The sequence below is a fragment of the Chroococcidiopsis sp. genome (assembly GCF_051657925.1).
Taxonomy (GTDB): domain Bacteria; phylum Cyanobacteriota; class Cyanobacteriia; order Cyanobacteriales; family Chroococcidiopsidaceae; genus Chroococcidiopsis.
The window spans coordinates 1-26,113 of sequence record NZ_JBOFLP010000305.1 but is presented as its reverse complement, the minus strand read 5'-3'; the positions used below and the strand labels follow the sequence as shown (position 1 = coordinate 26,113).

Below are 26,113 nucleotides of genomic sequence, written 5' to 3'. Positions count from 1 at the left end.
CGGGCGATCGCTGCTCGTAAGATTTGCTGTTGTCCGGCGAGTTCGGCTTGCAGGCGGGCGATCGTGGCTTGCTGTGCCTCAATTTCTCCGGTTTGCGCCCCTGCTTTGACTTTGGCTAAATTTGCTTGAGCGACTTTGACATCTTCCTTGGCTTTGGCTAAAGCTGCCAAAGCGCGATCGCGGTTATCTAAAACGGCTATAACATCACCGCTACGTACTCTTTCACCCTCTCTTACCAGCAACTGAAGTACTCTTGCTCCTTCCAGAGCAAAGGAAGAACTAGGGGCAGATAATTGAATCACATCCCCACGCGGCTCTAAACGTCCCAAGGCACTAACAGCATCTATCTTTGGGGGTTTTTGAGTTACGGGTGCAGGTGCGGGGGTTTGACTCTGCTGAAATTTACTCAGCGCCAAAGCTCCCGTTGCTATTCCCAGAATTAGAGCTAAGGCGATCCGCCACCAACCCTTGGGCTTCGCACCTGATTCCTCCTCGAACTGAGTTTTCTTTTCCCTAACGGTTGACATGATGGATCGATTGTTACGCTCGGATATTGTTTTCCCGCGCCACAAAGCTAAGATGAAGCAGGCTGCGATCGCTTCTGTCTCATCGTAGAGAATGTCTGACTATAGCAACTATGCAAATCTTTCTACCTTGTTTGATATTTTTTTAGTTGTTGTAGTTGTAGTTGTTGTAGAAAGGTAGAGGGCAGAAGGAATTTATGAAGAGTAGGTGAGTGTCAAAATGATTACTGGTATCAACCACATCACGCTATCAGTATCAGATTTAGACCGAGCTTTTGTGTTTTACACTCAAGTCCTGAGCTGCAAGCCAGTAGCACGATGGCAGTGTGGTGCATATCTTCTAGCTGGCGATTTATGGTTATGCTTGTGTTTAGATCGGCAAGCGAGACAAGGCGCGTTACCCGAGTACACTCATATTGCATTCAGTGTTGCCGAACCGGATTTTCTGAAAATCGAGCGTCAAATCTCTGATGTTGCTACCATTTGGCAGCAAAATAGTAGTGAAGGGCGATCGCTCTATTTTCTAGATCCAGATGGGCATAAGTTAGAAATTCATGTTGGAGATTTGCAGGCAAGAATTGAGGCAGTAAAAGCACAGCCTTACGAAGGAATGGAATTTTTTCTCTAGGTTTTTAATTTCTAATTTTCAACATGGATAAACGCGGATAAATGTAGATAAATTGAACCGATATTGGTCAACAACAAGTGACTATTGATAACTGATAACTTTGTAGAGACATTACATGTAACGTCTCTACACTGATAACTGATAACTGATAACTGAGGTAGAGTGATTAGAACCAGAAAACAATTTGCCCAGCACTGGCTTAAGAGCGAGAAAGCTCTGGATCGGATCGTACAGGCGGCGGAGATTCAACAAGGCGATCGCATTTTAGAAATTGGTCCTGGTACAGGTGTTTTAACTCGGCGGCTTTTACCCCTCGCCTCATCTATAGTAGCGGTGGAAATCGACCGCGATCTCTGTCAGTTGCTAACACAGAAATTAAAAAAAGTAGAGAATTTTTTACTATTGCAAGGTGACTTTCTAAATTTAGATTTAGCGACTTTATTAGCTCCATTGCCAAATTTTCAAAAGCCAAATAAAGTTGTTGCTAATATTCCGTATAACATTACTGGTCCAATTCTAGAAAAACTCCTGGGTACAATTGCCGAACCTAATCCAGAGCCATATGAATCAATTGTATTGTTGGTTCAAAAAGAAGTGGCAGATAGACTGTATGCTAAACCTGAATCGAAAGCATTTGGGGCTTTGTCTGTCAGAGTGCAGTATTTAGCAGCCTGCGAACAGATTTGTATTGTCCCAGCCGGAGCTTTTCAACCACCACCAAAAGTAGATTCTGCCGTGGTGCGGTTGCGTCCGCGAACATTGTCAACTGTAGCCAACGATCCGAAGCAATTGGAAGCTTTAGTCAAAATCGGTTTTAGTGCCAAGCGGAAAATGTTACGAAATAATTTGAAAGCACTAGTAGATAGCGATCGCCTCAGCCATTTACTGCAAGAATTGAATATAAACCCCCAAGCCCGCGCTGAGGATTTAAGCGTGACCCAATGGGTAAATTTGAGTAATGAGTTAGGTGATGGGTAATGGGTAATTGGTTGTTGGTTAACGGTTGACGGTTGACAGTGACTAGTGGCTGGTGGAACCAGAATTGCTCCCTCTGCTCCTGAAGCCCCTGAAGCTCCCTCTGCTCTCTTCGCTCCTTGTCCCCCTTGTCTTTCCCTGCTCCCTGCTCTCTGCTCCCTGCTCCCTAATAACTGAATGCGTTCCTATTCTCTGATTGCTCCAGCAAAAATTAATCTGTATCTGGAAATCTTAGGCGATCGCCCAGATGGATATCACGAGTTGGTAATGATTCTGCAAAGTATCGATCTGGCTGACAAAATCGATCTGCGAGCAATTAGTACCGATACAATCCGCGTTCACTGCGATAATGCCCAAGTCCCAGCAGATAAAAGCAATCTTGCTTATCGTGCAGCCGACCTGATGGCGAAACAATTTCCCGAAAGTTTTGCTCAATATGGTGGGGTAGAAATTACGATTCACAAAAATATCCCGATTGCTGCTGGTTTAGCAGGAGGATCTAGCAATGCTGCTGCCGTTTTGGTCGGCATAGATTTATTGTGGAAACTGGGACTCACGCAATCGGAATTGCAGGAACTCGCAGCCCAAATTGGTTCTGACGTACCTTTTTGTATTGCTGGCGGAACGGCGCTCGCCACAGGACGGGGAGAACAGCTTTCTCCTCTCCCCAGTCTCGATAATTTTTATGTCGTTCTCGGTAAACACCGTAGTTTGGCAGTCTCTACAGTTTGGGCGTATTCAACCTATCGCGCCACCTTCGGTCATACCTACACGAGAAATATTCAAAACTTAGAATCTCGCGCTCAAGCCGTCCACTCAGGTTCGATGGTGAAAGCGATTATTCATGAAGATGGAGCAGAAATTGCCCAAAAACTGCACAACGATTTAGAAAAAGTCGTGTTACCAGAATACCCAAAAGTTTCGCAACTGCGGCAAGCATTTCAAGACAGCGGTGCTAATGGTGCGATGATGTCTGGTTCTGGTCCCACAGTATTTGCTCTATGTACTTCTTCAGAACAAGCCCAACAGGTACACCAGCAAGTCCGCCAAATCATTCCCGACCCCGATTTAGACTTATGGATTGCCCGAATGTGTAGTGGGGGAATTCAAGTCAGTTATCAGGGAGCAGGGAGCAGGGAGCAGGGAGCAGGGAAAGACAAGGGACAAGGGAGACAAGGGGACAAGGAGCGAAGGGAGCAGAGGGAGCAATTCTAGCCACTAGCCACTAGTCACTGTCAACCGTCAACCGTCAACCAATTACCAATTACCAATGCCAGACAATCAAACCACACAATCGCCAGAATCCACTCCATTACGCTGTCTGATTGGCGCAGTTATTTCGGCAGGAATTGCTTTTGCAGCCTATTCTCTCACAGCCGCGATCGCTCAAACGTTTGCTCGCAAACCAATTCATTCTGATAATTTTACTGTCGTTAATATTGCTGCTGCCGTCCGTACTCTGGTTGTAGGAATCATGGCACTAGGTACGGGTATATTCGGTATTGTCGCTATAGGTCTAGTTGCACTTGCGATTCAACTTTCGATTCAAAAACTGACGAAAAAAGAGGAATTATAGAAGCGCACGGTTGTACGCCTCTACAAGATGTTACTTCCGAAAAAGCCGCATAGCATGATAGCAGACTTTTTCGCGCAGACGATAAACATCTTTAGTCGTTAAATTTAACTGAGAAGCGATCGCTTGCTGCGATTGTCCTTGGAGGTATAAATTCAACCACTCTACGGCTAAACGTCCCAACTTTTGCTCTAGATATTTGGATAGCTGCTGTTTGATTTCATCTCGCTGCTGCTGTCGTTCGGCTGCTTCTTCTTGCTCGCGATCTTGCTCGATTGCTTGGGCATCTAACAAACTGAAACTGCGATCGCTATCTTCTGTGGGAATTTGGGCAAAGACAATCCGAATCTCTCCATTTTTTGGGACTTGGGTTACTCCTCCTGGCGACAGACGGCGCATGTAATTGATAAAGCGATAGACGATCAGCGGTTGATTGCGAACTGGTCGCAAGCAGTACTCTTCAATCGTCGTAAATAGTAAGGCATGTCGTAGGCAAATATCGTGCGTACATTTAGCGATCGCTGCCATTTGCTGTTGTAAATAGCAATCGCGTTGCAGTAAATCTTGCAAAAATTCTTGTAATACTTCCGTTACCTGACGGCGGCGATCGCGGCTAAGATCTACCATCATCCGAATCTTATTTTGCAGCACGACTAGGCTACCTAAGCGAGTCATGAGACGACGATAGCCTTGTTCTGGCGCTTGTCCCAAATAACGATTCTGCAAAATCCGATAGCGATATGCCATCCCTTGCTGGATCAGTTGGATTTGCTCCGCGTCAAGCTGGTCGAATTGCTCGAAATGGTTTCCTATTAGCCAGTAAACAATACTATCTCTAGTAGCTACACGGCGATCGGGATAGTCGAATGCCAATTGCCAGTGCCAAGCTTGCAATATATTTTCAAATGTAGTGTTTTGGCTAGCTGTAAATTTTGATTCTAAAGGTAATGTGACAACCTGCATTTGCGACTCCTTACTTTACTCAATACTGCTCGGTCAATCGTGCTTAGTTTTACGAATAGCGCGATCGCGGCAGTTGTATTCTGGTTTTTACCCCTATCGGGAGCGCAAAACTTGCAGTCTTGTCGTTCCTAGCAATCCTCCCAAGGGTGGTCTGTTAACAATGACCAGTGACCAGTGACCAGTGACCAGTGACCGCCTATCATTGCCTGAAACTTTTGGTAACTGCTTCAGGGCTGATGTGACCATGAATACAGATTAAAATACGGCTTCGATTTTGCCAGCATGAAAAAGTCAGAAATAGACAGCACTTCGCCAAACGACGCTAAATCGCTCCCTAGTTGACTAGTGAGGAAAGGTCTGAAAAAGTCATAATCAGTTTGGTTGAACTATGTAGAGACGTTACATGTAACGTCTTTACATAGTTCATTCATCCACTTGACCGACGCGGCGCAGGTCGATAATGTCGCTCATTTTGCGGATTTGGTTGAAGATGTGTTCGAGTTGATGGCGATCGCGAATATCTAAGCCTAATTCAATGATTGCTGGCTGACCGTTGGCTGTTTTGACTGAAGCATGGCGGACGTTGATACTTTGGTCGCTCAGCCGCGATAGTATGTCTTTTAATACGCCGACGCGATCGATCGCTTCAATTTGGACGTTTACCTGGTAAGTCTGCGGACGAGGATTGCGATCGCCGTTGACATTCCAACTGACGGGGACGAGGCGATCGTAAGGGATGTTATCTACGTTCTGACAACCTTGACGGTGAATCGAGATGCCACGCTGAGAACGGGTAGTTACGACACCAATAATCGATTCTCCTGGGATTGGGCTGCAACACTTTGCCAGGTGGTAAAGCAATCCTTCTACACCTGCGATCGGCGATTCGCTAGCGCGAGATTTAGGCGCAACTGCTGCTTCGCGGGATGATTTTGCATTTGCAGGTATTAAACTGAGAGGAACTTCTGGTTCGGCAGGAATGAGTTGTTGCCCTTTCACGATCTCTCGCCAGCGGTTGAGAACGAGGTTTAACGTCAGTTCGCCGTAACCCAGGGCAGCGAGTAAGTCTTCGACGCTATGATAGTTACAGCGTTCGGCTACAGCTTGCATTGGTCCTGACTTGAGCAAGGCTTCAAAACCTGTTTTCCCTAATTCTTTTTCTAACAATTCCCGTCCACGGGCGACGTTTTCTTCCCGCCGCGATCGCTTATACCATTGGCGAATTCGGTTTTTCGCTGCTGAAGTTCTGACAAAGTTCAGCCAATCTAAACTGGGATGGCTGTTTTTCTGGGTTAAAATATCTACAATATCGCCATTTTTTAAGGCTGTATCCAGCGTTACCATTCTGCCATTAACTTTCGCCCCCGCGCAGTGATTTCCCACCTCTGTGTGAATCCGGTAAGCGAAATCTATTGCTGTCGAGCCAGGGGTGAGAGGCACAACATCACCCTTAGGAGTGAAGACATAAACTTCGTCTTCAAATAAATTGTCTTTGATACTCTCTAAGTACTCTTGAGCATCTTTGAGGTCGTTCTGCCACTCCAAGAGTTGGCGCAACCAGGTGAATTTTTCATCTACCGGTGTCAACTTGGTATGGCTAGAACCTCCTGTTTCCTTATACTTCCAGTGCGCGGCAATCCCATACTCGGCAATGTGGTGCATATCTATCGTGCGGATTTGCACTTCCAGAGGACGACCTGTAAATCCGACTACTGTAGTGTGTAGAGACTGGTAGCGATTGGGTTTGGGTAAGCCGATATAGTCTTTAAATCGACCGGGAATCGGTCTAAAAGCGTCGTGTACCACGGCTAAAGCGCGGTAGCATTCTTCGTTAGTTTTGACGATGATCCGAATTGCAGCTAGATCGTAGATTTCGTGGAATTCTTTTTGCTGTCGCTGCATTTTTTGGTAGATACCATATAGATGCTTGGGACGACCGCTAATATCGATACATTGAATGTGTGATTGCGCCATTCCCTGCTGCAAAACTTCAATCACCCGGGTCAGCCTTGCTTCTCGGTCTGTTCGCTTCTCCGCTACTAAGTCTTGAATTTGACGATATGCGTCTGGTTCGAGGTATTTAAAGGTTAAATCTTCTAATTCCCATTTAAATGTTCCAATCCCTAGCCGATTCGCCAGTGGAGCAAAAATTTCTCTTGTTTCTAAAGCGATGCGACGGCGTTTTTCATCGGGTAAGTGTTCCAAAGTTCGCATATTGTGCAGGCGATCTGCAAGTTTCACGACAATGACGCGAATATCTTGCGCCATCGCCAAAAACATTCGTCGAAAATTCTCTGCTTGCCGTTCTGTTTTACTCGAAAAAGTTTCGGAAAACTTAGATAGTTTTGTAACACCTTCTACTAAATGCTTGACTTCTGCGCCAAATTGTTGCTCTATGTCCTCTAGGGTTACATCCGTATCTTCTACTACGTCGTGAAGGAATCCGGCTGCAATCATTGCGCTACCACCTCCCAGATCTCTGAGCAAACCCGCTACAGCTACGGGGTGACAGATGTAAGGTTCTCCTGACTTGCGGTATTGCCCTTGATGCAGTTGGTAAGCAAAGTTAAAAGCACGACAAATTAGCTGATTATCTGTCGCAGTAGGTTGTGTCTCTAATTCCGAATTCTCTACAAGGCAGGTTTGCAACCAGTCAGGTATAGTACATTCGTAGGAATTACAAACAGTGGTGGCAGTAGCAGTCAGGGTGTTCATGGGGGCGGCTTCAAACACTCTTTAATTTTGGGGGATGAGTAAGCGTAGCATAAACTACAATCTTGTGGCTGGAATTATTGCCGAGGTGTATATGTGGCAATAAATTTATGAAATGGGGATATTGAGAAAATATCTTGCCAAATCGCACGTAATAAGACAAATTTCAAACCTGTTGAATTTCAAGCTGGTTCAATCTCGAACTGGGTTAATCTCAAATTTATTCGCTCAGGTAGATTAATGGACTTTATGCTTTGAAACATAATTCTTTACACTAATAATATCTTATTAATCCGCTCCATGTTGCCAGATCTTTATTATCAGTGCTATCAAAAGCTGAGGGAACTGCTAAAGGGAATACAACAAACAGCGACATCACCAGAGGTGAAACCTCCCAGACTGCGCCAGGACGTTTTGGCTGCACAACGATATTTTCAGCAACAAATTGCCAGTTTAGATAGTCAAGATCTCGACCCCGCGGTAGAGTCGAGAATGCGATCGCTGCAAACGGAAATTAGCAAGCAATTCAACCTACTGAGCGTGGATGTGACATTTTTGCAAGCCGCCAAACAACCCCAGACTCTACAAACCCGCAAACAGCAGATTACCCAACGCCTTCAGACTCTACTGAGTTATTGTGAGGCGATTTTGAGAGATGGGAGTCGGGCGTCGGGAGTCGAGAGTCGGGAAGAACAGAGCTGAGGGAGCAACTCAAAATTCAAAATTCCCTACACCCCACACCCCACACCCTACACCCTTTCTTCACTATCAACTACCAATTACCAACAACCAATTATGAAAAGTTGGTGGCAACCCCAGTTAAGAATCGGTGACGAGACGGAAGCAGAACAACGTCGTGTGACATGGATGGAACTGTTTTACGACTTAGTGTATGTCGTCGCGGTAGCTCAACTCGCTCACAATCTCTACGAAAATACTTCTATTAGAGGTTTTATTAGTTTTATTGCCTTGTTTATCCCGGTGTGGTGGTCGTGGATTGGTACGACACTCTACGCTAACCGCTTCGATACGGACGATATCGGACATCGGTTGCTCACAGGAGTGCAGATTTTGGCGATCGCAGCTTTGGCTGTTAACATTCACTACGGTTTGGGTAAGACTTCTGTAGGTTTTGCCCTGGCATATGCGGCAAGTCGATTTGTATTGGTCGTTGAATATGCTCGTGCTGCCAAACATATTCCTGTTGCTCGTCCTCTAGCATCGTATTATGCGAAAGGTTTTGCGATCGCGGCTGGTTTGTGGTTTATCTCTGCTTTGATCCCCGTACCTTGGCGTTTTGTTCTGTGGGGGATAGCGATGATAATTGATTTTGCTACACCGCTAACGGCTAGCCAGTTGCAAATGGGACTCATCCCTCACCCAGAACATCTACCAGAACGGTTTGGATTGTTTACGATTATTGTTTTGGGTGAAGCGATTGTGGCTGTGGTTGATGGCGTGGCAGAACAACAATGGGAAGTGAAAAGCGCGATCGCGGCTGTATTTGGTTTTGCGATCGCTTTTACTTTATGGTGGATGTATTTTGAGAATATCGGTAGTTCTGCCATTCTCGCTGTCAGGAATGAGGGAAATATTCGCACCTTCAATACGTGGTTGTACACGCATTTACCTTTAGTCATCGGCATTGTTACGACTGGAGTTGCCGTAGAACACGTTCTTTTAGGCGATCCGAATGTTGCTTTACCTACAGCAGAACGTTGGTTGCTGTGTGTTGGAGTCATTTTATGTTTGTTTGCTTTGGGTATTCTTCACCGCACGGGAGTCATCAAGCATTGTAAAGTTCGTTCTGGATATCGGATTGGAGCAGCATCTGTAGTCTTATTGGTGGGAATTGTCGGTGAAGGGTGGTTGCCTGTTGTAGAAATTGGCATCATTGCTTTGGTTTGTATTTCGCAGGTGATTCAAGATTTATATCAAAGTCGAGCTTTTGCTGCATTGAATACGTAGAGAAAATAGATACGAATTAGTAAATTTAAGTTTTAGGTGCGTACGCGATATAAAAAGCTAAAAATTCCTCCGTAAGTAGCATAGACGCGCAGAAAGCTAGCAGGTTGTAATTTGGGAATGATTTAGGATCGGGTAGGGTAGTTTTTGGCAGCAACAAAAACGTGAGTGGCTATAAGTTTACATGGTTTGATCGGTTCTGCCTTTGGTATCCTCCAGGCTGGCTGATCCTATTTAACCGTCACTGGCAACACTATCACGCCGATCCTGATGGTTGGAATTGGTTAGAGTATGGATTATTTCTACTTCCAGGTGGATTTTACATTGCCTTGTTACTGCGGTGGTTGCGTTTAGGTTGTCGATTTCCACGTCAACAAGCGGTGCAATTCGATCGCAACTATCAACAAGCTTTTCGCGATGAAGTCTTAGCGCCAATTGCCAAATATTACTACCGTGGCGAACTGAGGCAAATCGAAAACTTGCCGGAAAAAACAGAATCGATGATTGTGGCGATGAACCATGCCGGAATGTCTTTTCCCTGGGATTTTATCGTACTAGCTTATCTACTAGGTACGGCACGGGAATGGAACGTTAAACCTTTAGCTGGAGTTTCTTTATTCGATCATCCTTGGATGATTTGGTGGCTACCCCCCGGATGGTCTCAAGTTTTAGGCGGCGTGAGGGCAGAAAAAGAGGAATTTGAGACAGCGATCGCTCAGAAAACTGTATTATTGTACGCACCTGAAGGACTGCGGGGACCTAGGAAAGGCTGGCAGCAAAGGTATCAATTGGCAAGTTTCGATCCGAGTTTTATTCGTTTGAGCGATCGCCACCAAATCCCAATTTTACCAGTTGTTTGTCTTGGCAATGAATTTTTGCATCCATTTGCCATTAATTTGAATTTGCAACACATTGGTAAGATATTCGGCTTACCTTTCTTACCTCTATCGCCTTTAATACCTTTATTCGCCTTATTTCCTTCTATGGGAGTATGGGCAATGCGATCGCGTTTGCGTTACTTTATCCAACCTGTATATCGAGTAAACCTCAAAGATCGTACCTCTCGTCGCGAGAGAGTTGCAGCATATCAAGAAGCGCAAGCATTTAGAGATAAGTTGCAAAATGCGATTAATTGTATATTAAGCGGCAGTGATGACAAGTGAAGATTCGAGCTTTTCTACCTTTTGCCTGTTTATACTAAGTTAACTGACGGGAGAAGAGTAACTGTGTGAAACATCCCAAAACCAAAGCTCGTGATTTTACCTGGCAAACCACGTTTTCGGTACTGATGTATCTTTTCATGTACTTGCCGATCTTTGTTCTTGCTTTCTATAGTTTCAATACTTCTCCCTACAGTGCTGGCTGGCAAGGGTTCACGCTCAAATGGTATCAACAGTTGCTTCAAGATAGTCGCCTCCTGACAGCACTACAAAATAGTTTGGTTGTGGCTTTATGTGCTGTCGTCATTTCGGCTGTTTTGGGAACCCTGATGGCAGTAGGGTTAGGACGATACCGATTTCCTGGGAAGACGATCTATCGCGGTATTTCATACTTACCAATGATTATTCCCGATATTGCGATCGCCGTAGCTACTCTCGTCTTTCTTGCCACGTTTGCTATTCCATTAAGCTTATGGACGATTGTAGCCGCTCATATTGTCTTTTGCCTTGCCTACGTGGGAATTGTGGTGTCGGCAAGACTGGCAAAGTTAGATCCCCATCTAGAAGAAGCCGCGCTCGATCTCGGCGCTACACCATTGCAAGCTTTTGTCAAGGTTTTGTTACCGCAGTTAATGCCTGGGATTGTTGCCGGTTGTTTGCTGGCTTTTGTTCTGAGTCTAGATGATTTTCTCATCTCCAGTTTTACGGCTGGAAGCGGCACGAATACTTTACCGATGGAAATTTTCAGTCGCATCCGCACGGGAGTCAAACCCGATATTAATGCCTTGAGCGTCATCCTAATTATTGTTTCTGGATGCGTTGCTTTTTTGGCAGAATATATTCGCGATCGCGGTGAGAAAGAGAGTTCGTGAGGTAGATTCGGACTGACTGAAACAATTCAAAAGTCAAAAGTCAAAAGTCAAAATTTAGAGTACAAGCCCAGGGTTTTCAGCGTTCCTACTAATTTCTACAATCGCAGAGATTTGCGATAGAGCGACAATGGGAGCGGTGACTGCACGTAAAATCCGTTTACCCAGCGAGACGGGTTGAAATCCTGAGGCGATCGCATTTTCGACTTCGGTTGTCGTCCAGCCGCCTTCTGCACCAGTGGCAATGACGATAGATCCCCCCAACCCCCCTTGTAAAGGGGGGCTAGAGGTGTTTTGTAAAGGGGGGCTAGAGTTTTCTAATTCGCCTTGTGAAGCAGGGAGAGAACCTGGCAACCCCCCTTGTGGAAGGGAGCTAGAGTCTTCTAATTCGCCTTGTGAAGGAAAGCTAGAACCTGGCAACCCCCCTTTTGAAGGGGGGCTAGGGGGGATCGATTGCAAACTTGCGATCAAATGAGGAGTATTACCTCGCGCTACACAGATATATTTGCGATCGCCTGTCACCGACAACAATCCCGTACTAAACGGGACGGGATCTAAAATCGTCGGTACGATTTGTCGTTCCGATTGTTCCGCCGCCTCAGCTGCAATCCGCCGCCAACGCTCTAGTTTTTGCGGGCTGGGATGGAGTAAAGTGCGATCGCTGGTTACTGGAGCAAAACAATTGACTCCTAACTCAGTACAAGCGCGTACCACTTCATCAAATCCATTCCCTTTGGGTAGCGCCACCATCAGAGTTATTTCTACAGGTAACTCAGTTTGCACCTGCATTTGTTCTAAAATTTGTGCTGTTGTCTCTGCTAAGACTGCTAGCCACCATTGACCTTTCCCATCCATCGCAATAAAGCGATCGCCCTGCCGCAGCCGCAAGACTCGCATGAGATAATGCTGTTGCTGCGATGTGAGGGCAATTTGCTGCTGTTGCAGTTGTGCGGGAGCAATGACGATTCGTTGCAGTTGAGACATGAAGTATATTTACAGTTTGACAGAATACTCGATCCCATCATCTATTGGTAGTGCCACCGAGATAAAGCCATTAGCCTGGTTGTCCCTCAAATTGGTAGATAGTTAGCCAGACAACATTAGCTAGCTAACTTTCTTTGCCTTCTAGGAGTCACTAAGCGCAGCACCATAACCCCGACTAACAAGATAACAAAGGGGGAATAAATCAGTGGTGATTTGGCAATTTTGAAGCTGAATTCAACCATAAAAGCTAGCCAAAAAAAGTGCATCCCTGTAGTATGTAAGATTTTCCATCCTCTCTGTCCCAACAAAGCAGCTGGGCGATCGAAGGATGTTATCGTCATGGCAATCAGAAAGATATAGCCTAGTATGGCGAGCGTTGTGAAAGACTCGAACTTAGGCGCAGCTCCAGCAGTGACATACCATAAGCCAAAAATGGCGATCGCGTGATAGGTATGGGAAACTGCCATTGATACCCCAAAATAACGGCGATTTTTCAGCAGCCAGACTGAAAGAGGGGTAGATCGCATTCGACGTAGTGCCGAAGCGACAAAAGCGCACAGAAACAGAATGCAAGAAGTACGAGCAGTGGCTCTAATTGCCATCCGCATCCCTTGTTCGTCTAGTCCATGAACTAGCCAAATGGTAGCAACCATCGTACCAACTGCTAGCGCCGACCAACCGACAATACCCCATTTTTGTAGTGATGGGAGCTGAGTGTCTGTCATAGTTTACAACTCCAACTGAGGATACCAATTGGTAGTTAATTTAGCGATCGCCTTCAGGTACTGTCTTGCCTATTGTTCCAAAAAATGTTCTATTCTTCCAAAAACTTTCTCCGTAATACCAATTCTTTCTGACTACTTCGCGTGAAGATCCCCCAACTCCCTTAAAAAGAGGGGCTACGACGCTCAGTTTAGTGCAAAGATAAATAGAATTGGTATAAAGAGCTTTTTAACTTTTGACTTTTGACTTTTGACTTATTTTCGCTTGTCTCGATAAATTTTTGGCGTAGTCTTGACGTGTTGGCGAAATATTCTCGTGAAGTGACTTTGATTTTGGAAACCCACTTGCTGAGAGATTTCTACAATTGTGAGTTCCTGCGTGGCGAGTAAGTGTTTTGCTGTCTCAATCCGACATTTCGTAATGTATTGATGCGGCGATAGTCCGGTAGATTGTTTGAACAAAGTTGCAAAATAATGGGGACTCATGTTGACGACATGGCTGAGTTCTGCCAAAGTGATGTTTCGATCTAAATTTTCATGAATATAGGCGATCGCTCGATCTTGCTTATACTTGGGCAATCCGCCTTTATAATTTCTAACTGTTTGCTGGCGAGAAGTATAGCGTCGTAACAAGTGAGCCGAAAGCGCCGTCACCATCGATTCTACATATAACCGACTCTCTGCACCTCCCACTGCCAACTCAGCTTTCAACGCTAACCCTATCTGCTGAATTAACGGATCGCGTAATTGCAACTGAGGTATAAGTTCGATACAATTTCCATCGAACGATCGATCGACACTACGGCATAGGGTGACAGGATCGAGAAATAGATCTACAATTGGAACTTCGCGATCCACTTGCGTTCTGGGGAACAGTTGGCTGGCTGGAAAAATGCCAATATCGCCTTGAGCGTAATCTATATGTCGCCAGTTGCCATTGAAATCGAAGCTTGCCCGAAAATTGTCTAGAGCAATAATTACCAGATGCTGACTCATGTAACTCGCAGGCATTTCATCAGCGGGTTCTAACTCATAGATGAAATGAAAGCCATCCCATCCCGCCTCTAAAAGATGTAAATGCTCGGGATGTTCGTCATGAGACATAAGTTAGTATTGGCTCTACTGGTGTCTGCTATTAATGTACCAGGGGATGTCTTTATAGGTGGCGTGACTCGTCTCGTACCTACCAGGAGAGCCTAAGTTTTTCATAAAGATAGCAAGTCAGCAATTAAAGGGAAAGGGGAAAGGAGAAACAATCGTTCCCGTTTCCCAGGCAATCCCCTAAAGTGACTATCGTTGGTACAAAGGAACGCAACTGGACACAAGGTATCCTCTTCGTTGCGATCGCTCCAAGCGCATTTTTACTGAGGAATTTGTTTTATTTGTGAAGTCATGGCTAATATCTCAGTAGTTTTACGTTAAGTTGGTCAATGGTCAATGGTCATTCGTCATTTGTCATTTGTTGACTGACAACTGTTCACTGGTCACTGGTCACTGCTTACTGATAACTGCTCGTGCGCTCCCTGCTCCCTGCTCCCTGACAACTTTGTGTCGAACACTACTTAATTTCCATATAAACCCAACATAGGGAGGAGTGTGAATTCAAGCTTTTTTTTGTAGAATTTTCTACAAGTCGTCAAACAGACAAATACTCGTACTTACGCTCTCAGTTTTTTGCTTTTTGGAGTTTTTGTGTTGCAATTCATCTATTTTGTCATTCAGGCTATCCAACCAATTTTAGTTCCGGTTTGCTTTGTTAGTGCTTGGGCAATTGTGTCTCTCATCGTTTGGAGTCTCTATAGCGCTGTGCGAGATGGTATAGCTACCAGTCAAAAATTGCACCAAATTCCCTGTACGAATTGTCAATTTTTTACAGGAGATTATCGACTGAAATGTACGGTACAACCTACGATCGCTAATACCGAAGCAGCAATTACTTGCATGGATTACCAAGCTAAAACAAATCCCTTGCTGTACTAAATTATCTCAATCTCGATCCATTTCTAACAAAACCTTCATCACACCACGTGTTTGAGCGCGTTCAAAGGCAGCTAGTCCTTGGCTCAGCGGATAACGAGCGTGAATTAGCGGTTGAACGTCTACTTTTTGAGTGGCGAGTAAATTTAGGGCGGCGGGGAAAGGTCCACAACGGGAACCGATGAGGGTAATTTCGTCTACAACTAAAGCGGAAGCGTCAAAGCTCAAGTTACCTGCATAGGTACTTTTGAGTACTAGCGTACCGCGAGGACGCAACGCACGACGGGCGATCGCAAATCCGGCTGGATTGCCGGTACACTCGACGGAAAGATCGAAAGATCTGTCGGCTACGGTTTCAGCTAAGCCTGTTTTAATCCCTCTTGCTTCTAAGTTAGCTAGTTTTTCCTGATGTCTGCCTACAGCTAATAAATCGCAACCAGTTAAAGCTAAGGTTTGGGCAACTAGCTGCCCTAATTTACCATCTCCCACTACTAATACGCGATCTGCTGCATGGATTTGCACCTGCTGCTGAATTTCTAATGCTGCGGCAATTGGTTCGGTAAATGTAGCAGCTTCCGTAGAAACAGTGTCTGGGACGGGGTGTAGGTTTGTGGCTGGTAAAGTTAGATAGTCAGCAAAGGCTCCATCACGGTTGACGATTCCCAGCACGGTGCGGTTTTCGCAGTGGGTTGGCTGTCCGTTGCGACAGAACCGACATTGACCGCAGGTAGCATTGATTTCTCCTACTACCCTTTGGTTAACTAGATGAGTGGGTCCTTGTTCGACTACGCCAACAAATTCATGACCTAGAATACCCGTGTAAGGATAGTACCCCCGGATCAGTTCTAAGTCCGTGTTACAAATACCCGCTCGTAGAACGCGCACTAAGGCTTCTCCTGGGGAAGGTTCGGGGGTGGGGATATCCGTACGCAGCTGTAATTGGTTGTTTTCGAGCCAGAGTCCTTTCATTCTGATAACTGGTGGTAAAAGCTGAGATTTATTTTGATGTCGCGCATAGACGCGCAGCGGCTTCTCGTAGAGTAGACGCTAAGACGCTAAGACGCTAAGAAAGACCGCAAAAGGTTGTTTGCATTTTTTATGAATAGCTCAAAATAGATTAAGAAGATGAAGCAGTTAATCAAAAAGTGGAAATGGCGCAGTTCGATTTATTTATTAATTTGTGTATTAGGTATTTTTTTGATTTGCAATTGGTCTGTAAATGCTCAAAATACAGTCAACAAGTGTCGTCCACAGATTATTATACCAGATTTATCGAATGTAAATATCTCTAGTCAGAATCGAAATTGTAGTAGAGAAGACATTACTATTACTCGGTCGAGGGCTATACAAGAATTAGCAAAAGCACGTGTGATATTTTTGGGAGAAACTCACGATCGCGACCAAGATCGTAAAATTCAGTTAAAAATAATTCAAGAGTTACAAAAAAGCACTCCTCAAATTGCAATTGCAATGGAGATGTTTCAAATACCATACCAAGATGCGATCGATGGCTATTTAGCTAGTAAGTTGACTGAAAAAGAGTTGTTAGAACAAACTGAATACGAGCAAAGATGGGGATATGCTTGGGAGTCTTATGCACCTATACTCAGATTTGCAAAAGAGAAACAATTGTCAGTTTTAGCTGTGAACGTTCCTTCTGAGATTACTCGTCAAGTGGCAAAAGAAGGTTTAGATAGTCTTACACCTGAGCAGCGAAAAATTATTCCTCCTACTTCAGAAATTCGAACTGATAATACTGCTTACCGTCAGATGTTAGCAAAAGTTTTTGAACAGCATCAACATTCCGCTCGTGGTAATAGTAGCGGTTTCGATCGCTTTTTTTTAGCTCAGGTTTTATGGGATGAGACTATGGCAGCAGAAGTTGCTAAGTTTGTGAAAGCTAATCCTAAGCATCAAGTTGTCGTGATTGCTGGGCAAGGACATATTATTTATGGTTATGGTATTCCTAGCCGCGTAGCTAGAAGAATGCCTCAGCAATTTTCACAGGTTTCTGTGTTGTTAAGTCCTTCTAATAATACTGCTACTAATTCTTCTCAACCGATAGCAGATTATATTTGGCAGTAGTTTTTATTTGTATCAACAAAAATTTAGAATGGGCATTGCTCACTCTACTAAATATCTACAAAGAACTGAATTTAGTTTTTATAATTTGCGTAACTTAATACTTTATTTCTCAGCCAAAAAGGTATTTGTAACTTCAAAACTAAGGTTGTCGAGGCGATCGTTAATATGCCGAATAAAATATTTGCGATTTCAAGACTCCTACCGCTACTTGTTGCTAATATTATTTCTACGATAAGAGTCGGCATCAATATACCAACATAAAATAATGTATAACGAATAAATCGTTTCTTCGCTAAAGTAATGACAACTGCTAATAGCGCTCCTAAAGGAATGAAGGTCAAGCCGTAGTAAAGAATTTTATCTTCTTTTGGTAATACTTCTAGAAGGTTGATATTGTATTGGTTTTGTAAGTTATCTACATAGACATGCAACCCTGAATTAGCATATGTGATAACTAGTTTGTGGAGCTGTTTATCTGTAAAAACATTGTGAACGTTCGTGTCTAAATATTGAGCATTAACGCCATTAATTGGTGTTCGCAGTCGCAGGTTTAAATTATTGACTTGTTGTCCTAAAGTAAAATTGCGCCTACCATTACTATCTGAAATAGAAACAATTCGAGCTGGTCCTTTTTGTTGAAACTTAGCAGTTGCAATTGTTGTTATTATTGTAAATTTAGAGGTTTCTTGTAATCTTTGATTGAGTTGATTCACAGGAGAATTTGATTGCAGCCAATGGCGATCGCTTAGAAAGACTCCTCGATCGTCTGTTATTTCTGGTAGTTGCCCTCGCCAGCTCAAATCGGGCAAGTTTCCCGTGCGATCGCTGTAATTTTGTCTATCTAACTGATAGTTTCCTATCAAAGGTGTATCTACATTATTCCACCAGTTTTGGCTAGCAAAGACGCGCTCTATTTCTGCTGAAGAAAATGCTTTATCTGCAAAAGCTACTTCTGAAATAAATCCTTCCCAAGGGCGTTCGCCTGTACGTTCGTTGCCTAATATGAGAGGATAATTTAAATCCCAAGTACTTAAGTTATTGGCGGATTGTAACGGGACTGTAAACAGGATAGATGTAGCTAAATAACCTAAAAAAGCAATTGCTACTATTGGAAAACTAAACCGATTTTTGTTTTTTTCAATTACAATTAAAATATAGCTAATAAATTTAAATTTCCAAATATAAAAACATAAAAACCCGCTAAATCCACCTAAGCTATTAGTGAAGAGATCGGCAGGTGAGGTTTCTCTAGAAGGCAAGAAAATTTGGAGCGTTTCTACAACGAAAGATAGAATAAAACTAAGAAAGATAACTGAAACTAGTTTTAATAATAAACTGAACTTTCTTGCCTGCAAAAAACAGGTTAGACTAAAGCCAAATGGAATAAATAAAAAGATATTCTTAATCTTATCGCCCAAATGACTAGAATGTTTGAAATTGCTAAAAAAGTATCTGAGAGAGCCACCTTCATCCCTAGAAAAATTGAAAGGAAAAAGAGTGGCAACAACCACAAGAAGAATGCTAGCAATAACAATATACGGCGCACTTTTAACTAAGAATTGGCGCAGACTACGTATAGTTGAGTTGCTGGCAGACGGATGAACGTGCATATGTTAAGTAATGTACGGCTTCTGGTACATCTTAGCGCTTCATCCGTAGTTTGACGGAGTGTTTTTTTAAAGATTTCAAGTTGTCTGTAGTTAATTAGTGCTGCTATTTTAAAGATTCTAAGAAGGGTTGAAATACAGAAATCAGTTCGCGACGACTGACGACAAGAGAGGGGAAAGAGATATTGCTGTAATCCTTCCCAGGCAATAAAGGAAAAATAGATTGCGATCGCAGCTCTACCCAAGTTCCTCCAGCGGCATGTAAAATTACCCAAGCCCCTGCCAAATCCCAAATTTTCGGTGTCGCCTCCACACCACCCAGCACAGCCCCCGCAGCAACGGTGAGAAAGTTGTAACTGGCAACCCCAAGCATTCTAATTTTGCAGGGAAAGCCAGATTGCATGACAGCAGTGCTGCGGGAACAGAGATTGAAAAAGTGATTTTTGCTAGCCACATCGGTACTAACATGGATCGGATGATGGTTGAGAAATGCGCCTGTAGGTGTTGCTAGCCCCGAATCTCCTGCCCAAAAGCCGTGAAAATTTTGTCCTAGCGGTGGTAAGTGGACGTAGCCAAAAACAGGCGTACCTCGGTACAGCAGTCCTAAAGAAATACCCCAGATGGGAATTCCCCGCGTAAAGTTTGTCGTCCCGTCAAGCGGATCGATAACCCAGCACCATTCAGCATCAGGAAAAATTGTCTCTCCTTCTTCGCTCAAAATACCATAGCCGTTGAAGTTGGAGGCGATCGCATCTTGAATTTCTCGATCTGCCCATTTATCTGCTTGGGTAACGAGGCTACCATCAGCTTTCTGAGAGGCTTGTACCTGCCCGAAATCCTGCATCAGTTGCGCCCCTACCCTGTGGGAGGTGGTAGCGGCAAAATCGAGAATCGTCGTCCAAAAGTCAGTCATGAATGAGGGTGTGGGGTGTAGGGTGTAGGGTGTGGGACAAGGGAGACAAAGGAGACAAGGGGGACAAATAGAAGACTCACTCCGCGCTTCTCGCTCCTCGCTCCTCCCAACTACCAATTACCCATTACCCATTATCAATCTAATTCGTTTTCAAATACTGAAGCGATCGCTTTTTTAGCGTTGCTGCGAAATTCGACTATATCTACGCGACTGAGTAACCAAATTGCTAACACCATTAACAACGCTTGAATGGTAAATACCAAACCGTAAGCTAGCACTGGGGCTGAAAATAGCTGTTTGCCTACGTCTAATATTGCCCCTCCACTGACTGTTGCCGTTGCCCGCGCTAATGCCTGCGCCAGCCCCCACGCGCCAATAAATGTCCCTGCTGTTTCTGCTGCCGTAAAGTCTAGCATTAAACTTAATGCACCCGTGGTAGTCACGCCAGAAGCCAAGCCAAATAGTACTAATGCTCCCTGCAAAACTTGGCGATTAGCAGTAAAACCCGATGCAATGACGAGTCCCACACTAAGGGCAACTAGGATACAGCCGATTTGAGTCGTTTTTTGCTTGCCAATCCGCGGCACGATTAAAAAGCCCGTGCTACCAATCCCCAGTAGCGTACCCGTACCCCAAAAAGCATTCAGTCTCGTAGTTTCCGCAACGCACATTCCGAAGACTTCCCCGCCGTAAGGTTCCATTACTGCCTCTTGCATGAATAAACTTAAAGTCATGGCGAGGAGAAAGGTGAAGAATAAACCCGTTTGACGGCTGGCGGTTAGGACTTTCAGCGCCCTAGATATGGTAATTTGGTCTTCTCTGTCTGCTACTAGCGATCGCGATGTGTAACGAGAATACTTTTTTTCTACACCAAACGTTGATAGTAGAGCTAACCCAGTGACAACTGCTGGCAAAATGAAAAATAAGCGGTTAATCGAGCTTTGTAGGGTAGCAAGTTGAGCGGGTTGACTGTAAAGCGATACTGTTCCTACAGCTGACTCTTGACAAGTGGTTGCAGCTGGCAGAAGTTTGGAGCTGATAATTGCCCCAATCACAATTCCTACCATGAGCATCGACCAAACAACACCTACGAGTTTAGAGCGGTTGTCTTCATCGGAAACATCGACGAGCAAAGCGGCAAATGGGGTAGAACTAGAACTAAGTGCCAACCCGTACAAAGCAAAGATTCCTGCCAATAATGCTATCCAACCATAGGTAACGAAACTCCAGCCTTGGTTGTATATACTGCTGCCAAGTTGCCACATAACTTGGACTGCAAGAAAGGCAGCGATCGCAAATAATGCCGCACCAATCCAAATGTAACCCGTGCGGTGATTGCTCCACATCTTTTTGGCATCAGACATTTGCCCGAACCACAGGCGCGAGGGAGCCACAAACTGATGCATGGCGATCGTTCCTGCTGCTAGGGTAGCTGGAATTGCCAATTCTTTAATCGCAATCCGGTTGAGGACTCCCAGGGTGAGAACGGACATCATCCCCAGCCCCATTTGAAATAAGCCTAGCCGGAACATAGTCAGGATATTAATTTTAGGAGGTAACTGTTCTCTTTCGGACAAGCTACTTTTCGCCATATTTTTTATAAAAACAACTACTTATCGATACATTTTCTGCTTTCTTTAGGATAAACCTTAGCCAGAACTGCGATCGCGACTGCAACGCTACACTGAGAGAGTGTAAAGAAGTGTAAATAGGTGCGATAAAATTGGAAACTCTCAAATTAGGTCAGGATGGCGCTGCTGTTTGTCCCTTATGCATTGGAACGTGGGCGTGGGGTGACAAGCTATTTTGGAACTACGGCAGCGATGAGGAGGATGCCAAGCAGCTGCAAGCAGCCTTTCAAGCCGCAATGGATGCAGGTACGACATTCTTTGACACGGCAGAAGTCTATGGATTTGGTACATCAGAAAAGTATTTGGGGCAATTCATCCAACGAAGCGATCGCCCCATTCAGATTGCGACGAAATTCGGTCCCGCACCTTGGCGGTTTACAGCTCAATCCCTCTCTGATGCTCTGACAGAAAGCCTCAAGCGTCTGGGTTTAGAGCGAGTCAGCCTCTACCAAGTCCACTGGCCTTTCAGCTTTTTCATGAGTCAAGAAACACTAATGAATGCCCTTGCCGATGAAGTGCAACGGGGCAGAATTGAGGCAGTAGGAGTCAGCAACTATTCCGCAGAACAAATGCAGCAAGCATACAAAATTTTGGCAGCCCGTGGAGTCAAGCTTGCTAGCAATCAAGTCCGCTACTCCCTTTTAACGCGGCAAATTGAAACGAACGGCATTCTCGACACGGCACGACAGCTAGGCGTAACAATCTTGGCTTACAGCCCTTTAGCACAAGGCTTGTTAACTGGAAAATACACGGCTAGTAGTGCCGAGAAGCCCACAGGCGCACGCCGGATCGATCCTCGTTTTAGCAAAGAAGGTTTGCAAAAAATCGAACCAGTTATTTCGATCTTGAAAAAAATTGGCGATCGCCACGGACGCACCCCCGCTCAAGTCGCCCTCAATTGGTTAATTGCTCAAGGTAACCTAGTTGCGATCGCGGGTGCAAAAAATGCCAACCAAGTCCAGCAAAATGCTGGCGCTCTCGGCTGGCAAATGACGGACGAAGAAATAACTCAATTAGAGCAAGTGACTCGTCCTTGGATGTATTAATGAGGGGTAAGGGATAAGGGGTAAGGGAAAACAGAGCAGAGGAGATTAAACAACTTCTGACTTCTGACTTCCAACTTCTCCCTTGTCTTTAAAAATTCCAGTTCCTAGTTTTCCCGTGCCGTCCGCAGTTTTGGTTTGCTAACTTGGCGTTTTTCTGAGCTGGAGAACTCTTTTTCTCCGTTGCGATCGCGTTTGGCTAAGCGAGGCTTGGGAGTGGAGCGCTTTTCGTCTGCTATGTCGTCTTCAGCGGAGTCGAGCCACGCTGGACGGGTTTTGTCATAAGCCATTTGTAAAGCAGCTGCGGCGATCGCGTGTGCGTCGTATTCTTCGCTCAGTTCGCGCACGATTGGCAAGAAGGAGGCTAATCTTTCCCCAGAGAGAACTTCCCGCAGTTGTTCTTGCAGTTTTTCAATTTGCCGCGCTTCGATTTGCGCTTTGGTGGGGACGTAGCTAACTTTCAAGCTTTGGCGAACGTGACGTTCGATCTGCTGCTGTTTGCGGCGATCGAACGGTTGAATGAGGGAAATTGCCGTGCCTTCTTTTCCGGCTCTACCCGTGCGTCCGATCCGATGAACGTAAGTTTCTACGCTGTCAGGTAAATCGTAGTTAATCACGTGAGTTAAATGATCTACATCTAAACCGCGTGCGGCGATGTCTGTGGCAATCACCCACCGCACTTGCTTGTTGCGGAACCGCGATAGCAGGCGCTCCCGTGCTTGTTGGGTTAAATCGCCGTGATATTCGTCGGCGCTATAACCCGATGCTTGCAGTTGACTGGTGAGATCTGCTGCTGTTTTGCGAGTTTTGACAAATATGATTGCAGATTCTGGGTCTTCCAATTCTAGAATTGGCTGCAATGCTCTTGCTTTTGTCCAATGACGCGGTACGAGATAGGCGACTTGGCTAATTTTAGTAGGAGCGGCTTTTGGCTGTTCTACCGCAACTGTGACGGGCGAGTGCAAAAACTTCCCAACTATCATCTGAATTGCGCTTGGCATTGTTGCCGAAAACAAAGCAGTTTGCCGCTCTTTTGGTGCGGAGGCAAGAATTTTTATCACATCGTCAATAAAGCCCATGCTCAGCATTTCATCGGCTTCGTCAAGTACGACAAATTTCACTTTGTCTAGCTTAAGATTACCGCGATCGAGCAAGTCAATCACTCGCCCTGGCGTACCAACTACAATTTGTACGCCGCGATTGAGCTGCTGAATTTGGCGTTCAATTGATTGCCCGCCATAGATAGCTAGAATGCGACTTTCGTTTCGATCTACAAAGCTTTTCATTGCTTGGCAGACTTGAACGGCTAATTCCCTTGTAGGAGTGAGAATTAGCGCTTGTATTGCCTTATTTTGCGGATCGATTTGCTCTAGAATCGGCAAAGAAAATGCGGCTGTTTTACCCGTACCTGTTTGAGATTTGCCAACGACATCGCGCCCTGCTAATAATTGGGGGATTGCCTGTACTTGTATATTGGTTGGTGTAGTGAATCCAATTTTTTCTAATTGTTGAATACGGCTTTCTGAAAGACCTAAGCTTTCAAAGGATAAATTCATTTAAGCTCCTAAACTACTCTGTTTTTTCTACTTTTGTTATCGATTGTTATCGATCGATAGCTATGCGCTACTAGCTACTCACAACCTCACCTTTGAGATCGTATGGCTCAGCCTCGGTAATTTTGACTGGCACGATTGAACCTAACCTAGCTACACCTTTGACGTAGACTAAACCATCTACCTCTGGTGAAAACCGAGCTGAACGTCCGATGTATTCTCCAGTTTCAGGATTTTCTTGCTCGATTAAAACATCCACAACTTTGCCTTCTTGCGCCTGATTTCTCCGCCAAGAAATCGGTTGCTGGAGTGCCATTAATGCATCTCGTCTTGCATCCATAATTTCTTGAGGAATTTGATTCGGCAGGCTGTAAGCTGGGGTTTCCTCTTCTGGAGAAAATGTAAACACACCCACATGGTCAAATTCGTGGCGTTCGACAAACTGCATCAGATGCTCGAAGTGCGCGTCTGTCTCGCCAGGAAATCCTACTATAAATGTTGTCCGTACAACTGCCTCTGGGATTGCCGTTTTAATCCGTTCGATAATACTGTCATTGACCCGACCTTGCCAAGGGCGGTTCATCGCACGGAGAATTTCAGGATGGGAGTGTTGTAAGGGTAGGTCTAAATACGGTAAGACATTTGGCGTGGCTCGAATTGCCTCGATGACTTTCGGTGTCAACCCTGTTGGATAAGCATAATGCATCCGAATCCAAGGAACATCGACTTTACCTAAAGCAACTAACAGTTCTGCTAACTTTGGTTCGCCGTACAAGTCTACACCATAATTAGTGGTAATTTGGGAAATCAAGATAATTTCCTGTACCCCTTGAGCGGCGAGTTGCTTTGCTTCTGCCACGATCGATTCGATCGAGCGCGATCTTTGATTTCCCCGTAAGTAAGGAATAATGCAAAAAGCGCAACGGTAATCGCATCCTTCCGCTACCCGCAGGTATGCTACTCCTTCTGTCGTCGTGCGATATCGAGGTGTAGTTTCGTCAGCGATATATGTTGGTTCGGGCGAGACAAGCTTTACTTTTTCTCCCTTTTCTACCCGCTCAATTACGTTTACAATTTGGTGATAGTCTCCCGTACCGATCGCAGCTACCGCTTCTGGGATCTCTTCTAGCAGTTGTTCCTGAAAGTGCTGCGCCATGCAGCCCATAATGACAATTTTTTTATTGGCTTCTGCTAGCTCGACTATTGTCCGAACCGATTCTTGACGCGCTGCTTGAATAAAACTACAGGTATTGACTACAACATAATCGGCTAGTTCTTCGTCGTTATCGACCTCGTATCCAGCTTGAACGAGGAGTCCGATCGTGTGTTCCGTATCTATTCGATTTTTCTCGCAGCCTAGATGAGAAAATGCAATTGTTGGCTTTTTGCCCATGAAATCAATTTTAAGTGTAAGTAGAGACAGGGTTTTTCAGTCGTTCTATTGTAGCGATCGCTTCCAAAACGGCTACCCGTTTGATGCTACACCCCTATGGCTCTCTGCTCACCGGATGCGGTCAATGCAATCGCTCAACCTATGCAATCTATATAGTAGCGTAATGAATGAAAATTTACAATATTTTACAAAAATTTTTGTGAGGGAGTAGGGAGCAGGGAGCAGGGAGCAAGCATCAGAATCAATCCACTAGCCAACTACCAACTACCAATTACCACCCTACACAGCACTATAAGAAGTTATGATTTGTCTTAGCCTACTTCTAAATAAGTGCGTCCGAAGTATTGTAAAGACGTGGATCTGAAACAGACATTTAAAACCGATCGCCCTATCATTGGAGTCGTACATTTATTACCCCTGCCTACATCTGCTCGCTGGGGTGGAAGTTTAGCTGCTGTCATTGACAGGGCAGAACAGGAAGCTACAGCTTTAGCTTCTGGTGGAGTAGATGGAATTATTGTCGAAAATTTTTTTGACGCACCTTTCGTTAAAGAGCGAGTCGATCCAGCAGTCGTCAGCGCCATGACACTGATCGTACAGCGGCTCAAACAGCTAGTAACTCTACCGATCGGACTGAACGTATTGCGAAACGACGCTCATAGTGGCTTAGCGATCGCCAGTTGCGTGCAGGCACAATTCATTCGCGTCAACGTTCTAACAGGCGTGATGGCAACAGATCAAGGCATTATTGAAGGACAAGCCCACAGCCTTTTGCGCTATCGGCGAGAACTTGGTAGCGATGTCAAAATCTTTGCGGACGTATTGGTAAAACACGC

23 protein-coding genes and 1 pseudogene are annotated in these 26,113 nt (G+C 44.9%); 12 read left to right on the top strand and 12 right to left on the bottom strand.

Annotated elements, in window-relative coordinates; translation table 11 throughout:
* Nucleotides 1–527: pseudogene (locus tag ACRC32_RS24925) on the bottom strand (HlyD family secretion protein); the annotation flags it as partial.
* Nucleotides 528–744: 217 nt separating this feature from the next.
* Between ACRC32_RS24925 and ACRC32_RS24920 the strand changes: the two are divergent.
* The 4 genes from ACRC32_RS24920 to ACRC32_RS24905 all read left to right on the top strand — a co-directional run bounded on the left by ACRC32_RS24920 (nt 745) and on the right by ACRC32_RS24905 (nt 3,703).
* Entirely contained in the window at nt 745–1,152 is a 408-nt protein-coding gene (locus ACRC32_RS24920; RefSeq protein WP_438556492.1) for a fosfomycin resistance glutathione transferase, read from the top strand.
* A gap of 162 nt (nt 1,153–1,314) precedes the next feature.
* Nucleotides 1,315–2,130 (top strand): 16S rRNA (adenine(1518)-N(6)/adenine(1519)-N(6))-dimethyltransferase RsmA, encoded by an 816-nt coding sequence (rsmA, locus tag ACRC32_RS24915; RefSeq protein ID WP_438556491.1) that lies wholly within the window; start codon nt 1,315–1,317, stop codon nt 2,128–2,130.
* 174 nt (nt 2,131–2,304) lie between these two features.
* Nucleotides 2,305–3,342, top strand: coding sequence for a 4-(cytidine 5'-diphospho)-2-C-methyl-D-erythritol kinase (gene ispE / locus ACRC32_RS24910; protein WP_438556490.1), 1,038 nt, complete (start codon nt 2,305–2,307; stop codon nt 3,340–3,342).
* A gap of 55 nt (nt 3,343–3,397) precedes the next feature.
* The gene (locus tag ACRC32_RS24905; RefSeq protein ID WP_438556489.1) at nt 3,398–3,703 is read left to right on the top strand and encodes a DUF3082 domain-containing protein; all 306 of its coding nucleotides are present in this window, start codon (nt 3,398–3,400) and stop codon (nt 3,701–3,703) included.
* Nucleotides 3,704–3,733: 30 nt separating this feature from the next.
* On the opposite strand, the gene ACRC32_RS24900 is transcribed toward ACRC32_RS24905, so the two are convergent.
* Nucleotides 3,734–4,663 (bottom strand): HetZ-related protein 2, encoded by a 930-nt coding sequence (locus ACRC32_RS24900; RefSeq protein WP_438556488.1) that lies wholly within the window; start codon nt 4,661–4,663, stop codon nt 3,734–3,736.
* A 423-nt stretch (nt 4,664–5,086) separates the two neighbouring features.
* The gene (locus tag ACRC32_RS24895) at nt 5,087–7,378 is read right to left on the bottom strand and encodes a RelA/SpoT family protein (protein WP_438556487.1); all 2,292 of its coding nucleotides are present in this window, start codon (nt 7,376–7,378) and stop codon (nt 5,087–5,089) included.
* A 297-nt stretch (nt 7,379–7,675) separates the two neighbouring features.
* Here ACRC32_RS24895 and patD point away from each other — a divergent pair, with 297 nt between their 5' ends.
* The 4 genes from patD to ACRC32_RS24875 all read left to right on the top strand — a co-directional run bounded on the left by patD (nt 7,676) and on the right by ACRC32_RS24875 (nt 11,372).
* A complete protein-coding gene (gene patD, locus ACRC32_RS24890) occupies nt 7,676–8,077 on the top strand; it encodes a heterocyst frequency control protein PatD (protein ID WP_438556486.1) in 402 nt (133 codons plus the stop codon).
* A gap of 93 nt (nt 8,078–8,170) precedes the next feature.
* A complete protein-coding gene (locus ACRC32_RS24885; protein WP_438556485.1) occupies nt 8,171–9,343 on the top strand; it encodes a low temperature requirement protein A in 1,173 nt (390 codons plus the stop codon).
* Nucleotides 9,344–9,504: 161 nt separating this feature from the next.
* Nucleotides 9,505–10,503 carry a 1-acyl-sn-glycerol-3-phosphate acyltransferase gene (locus ACRC32_RS24880; protein WP_438556484.1) on the top strand — a complete coding sequence of 333 codons (999 nt, stop codon included), beginning with the start codon at nt 9,505–9,507 and terminating at the stop codon, nt 10,501–10,503.
* A gap of 125 nt (nt 10,504–10,628) precedes the next feature.
* Nucleotides 10,629–11,372 (top strand): ABC transporter permease, encoded by a 744-nt coding sequence (locus ACRC32_RS24875; protein WP_438556494.1) that lies wholly within the window; start codon nt 10,629–10,631, stop codon nt 11,370–11,372.
* Nucleotides 11,373–11,426: 54 nt separating this feature from the next.
* On the opposite strand, the gene ACRC32_RS24870 is transcribed toward ACRC32_RS24875, so the two are convergent.
* From ACRC32_RS24870 to ACRC32_RS24860, 3 genes are all read right to left on the bottom strand, one after another.
* On the bottom strand, nt 11,427–12,353 hold the full coding sequence (locus ACRC32_RS24870; protein ID WP_438556483.1) for an RsmE family RNA methyltransferase: 927 nt from the start codon (nt 12,351–12,353) through the stop codon (nt 11,427–11,429).
* Nucleotides 12,354–12,469: 116 nt separating this feature from the next.
* Nucleotides 12,470–13,078: a hypothetical protein gene (locus tag ACRC32_RS24865; protein ID WP_438556482.1), complete on the bottom strand. Its 609-nt coding sequence runs from the start codon at nt 13,076–13,078 to the stop codon at nt 12,470–12,472.
* Nucleotides 13,079–13,330: 252 nt separating this feature from the next.
* Nucleotides 13,331–14,179, bottom strand: coding sequence for a helix-turn-helix domain-containing protein (locus tag ACRC32_RS24860; protein WP_438556481.1), 849 nt, complete (start codon nt 14,177–14,179; stop codon nt 13,331–13,333).
* Nucleotides 14,180–14,767: 588 nt separating this feature from the next.
* On the opposite strand from ACRC32_RS24860, the gene ACRC32_RS24855 reads away from it, so the two are divergent.
* Nucleotides 14,768–15,055 carry a hypothetical protein gene (locus ACRC32_RS24855; RefSeq protein WP_438556480.1) on the top strand — a complete coding sequence of 96 codons (288 nt, stop codon included), beginning with the start codon at nt 14,768–14,770 and terminating at the stop codon, nt 15,053–15,055.
* Between the two features lie 6 nt (nt 15,056–15,061).
* Here the strand turns inward: ACRC32_RS24855 and ACRC32_RS24850 are convergent, their stop codons facing one another.
* Nucleotides 15,062–16,021 (bottom strand): MDR/zinc-dependent alcohol dehydrogenase-like family protein, encoded by a 960-nt coding sequence (locus ACRC32_RS24850; protein WP_438556479.1) that lies wholly within the window; start codon nt 16,019–16,021, stop codon nt 15,062–15,064.
* A gap of 156 nt (nt 16,022–16,177) precedes the next feature.
* Here ACRC32_RS24850 and ACRC32_RS24845 point away from each other — a divergent pair, with 156 nt between their 5' ends.
* Nucleotides 16,178–17,137 (top strand): ChaN family lipoprotein, encoded by a 960-nt coding sequence (locus ACRC32_RS24845; RefSeq protein WP_438556478.1) that lies wholly within the window; start codon nt 16,178–16,180, stop codon nt 17,135–17,137.
* A 71-nt stretch (nt 17,138–17,208) separates the two neighbouring features.
* On the opposite strand, the gene ACRC32_RS24840 is transcribed toward ACRC32_RS24845, so the two are convergent.
* The 3 genes from ACRC32_RS24840 to ACRC32_RS24830 all read right to left on the bottom strand — a co-directional run bounded on the left by ACRC32_RS24840 (nt 17,209) and on the right by ACRC32_RS24830 (nt 21,249).
* Entirely contained in the window at nt 17,209–18,747 is a 1,539-nt protein-coding gene (locus tag ACRC32_RS24840) for a VanZ family protein (protein WP_438556477.1), read from the bottom strand.
* Between the two features lie 103 nt (nt 18,748–18,850).
* On the bottom strand, nt 18,851–19,657 hold the full coding sequence (locus ACRC32_RS24835; protein WP_438556493.1) for an inositol monophosphatase family protein: 807 nt from the start codon (nt 19,655–19,657) through the stop codon (nt 18,851–18,853).
* A gap of 134 nt (nt 19,658–19,791) precedes the next feature.
* Nucleotides 19,792–21,249, bottom strand: coding sequence for a BCD family MFS transporter (locus tag ACRC32_RS24830; protein WP_438556476.1), 1,458 nt, complete (start codon nt 21,247–21,249; stop codon nt 19,792–19,794).
* 131 nt (nt 21,250–21,380) lie between these two features.
* On the opposite strand from ACRC32_RS24830, the gene ACRC32_RS24825 reads away from it, so the two are divergent.
* Nucleotides 21,381–22,334, top strand: coding sequence for an aldo/keto reductase (locus ACRC32_RS24825; protein ID WP_438556475.1), 954 nt, complete (start codon nt 21,381–21,383; stop codon nt 22,332–22,334).
* Nucleotides 22,335–22,438: 104 nt separating this feature from the next.
* Here the strand turns inward: ACRC32_RS24825 and ACRC32_RS24820 are convergent, their stop codons facing one another.
* Both ACRC32_RS24820 and rimO read right to left on the bottom strand, forming a co-directional pair.
* Entirely contained in the window at nt 22,439–23,887 is a 1,449-nt protein-coding gene (locus tag ACRC32_RS24820) for a DEAD/DEAH box helicase (RefSeq protein WP_438556474.1), read from the bottom strand.
* A 70-nt stretch (nt 23,888–23,957) separates the two neighbouring features.
* Nucleotides 23,958–25,277 carry a 30S ribosomal protein S12 methylthiotransferase RimO gene (rimO, locus tag ACRC32_RS24815; protein ID WP_438556473.1) on the bottom strand — a complete coding sequence of 440 codons (1,320 nt, stop codon included), beginning with the start codon at nt 25,275–25,277 and terminating at the stop codon, nt 23,958–23,960.
* 354 nt (nt 25,278–25,631) lie between these two features.
* Here rimO and ACRC32_RS24810 point away from each other — a divergent pair.
* Nucleotides 25,632–26,113 (top strand): BtpA/SgcQ family protein (locus ACRC32_RS24810; protein ID WP_438556472.1); only part of this gene is annotated, 482 nt, incomplete at its 3' end.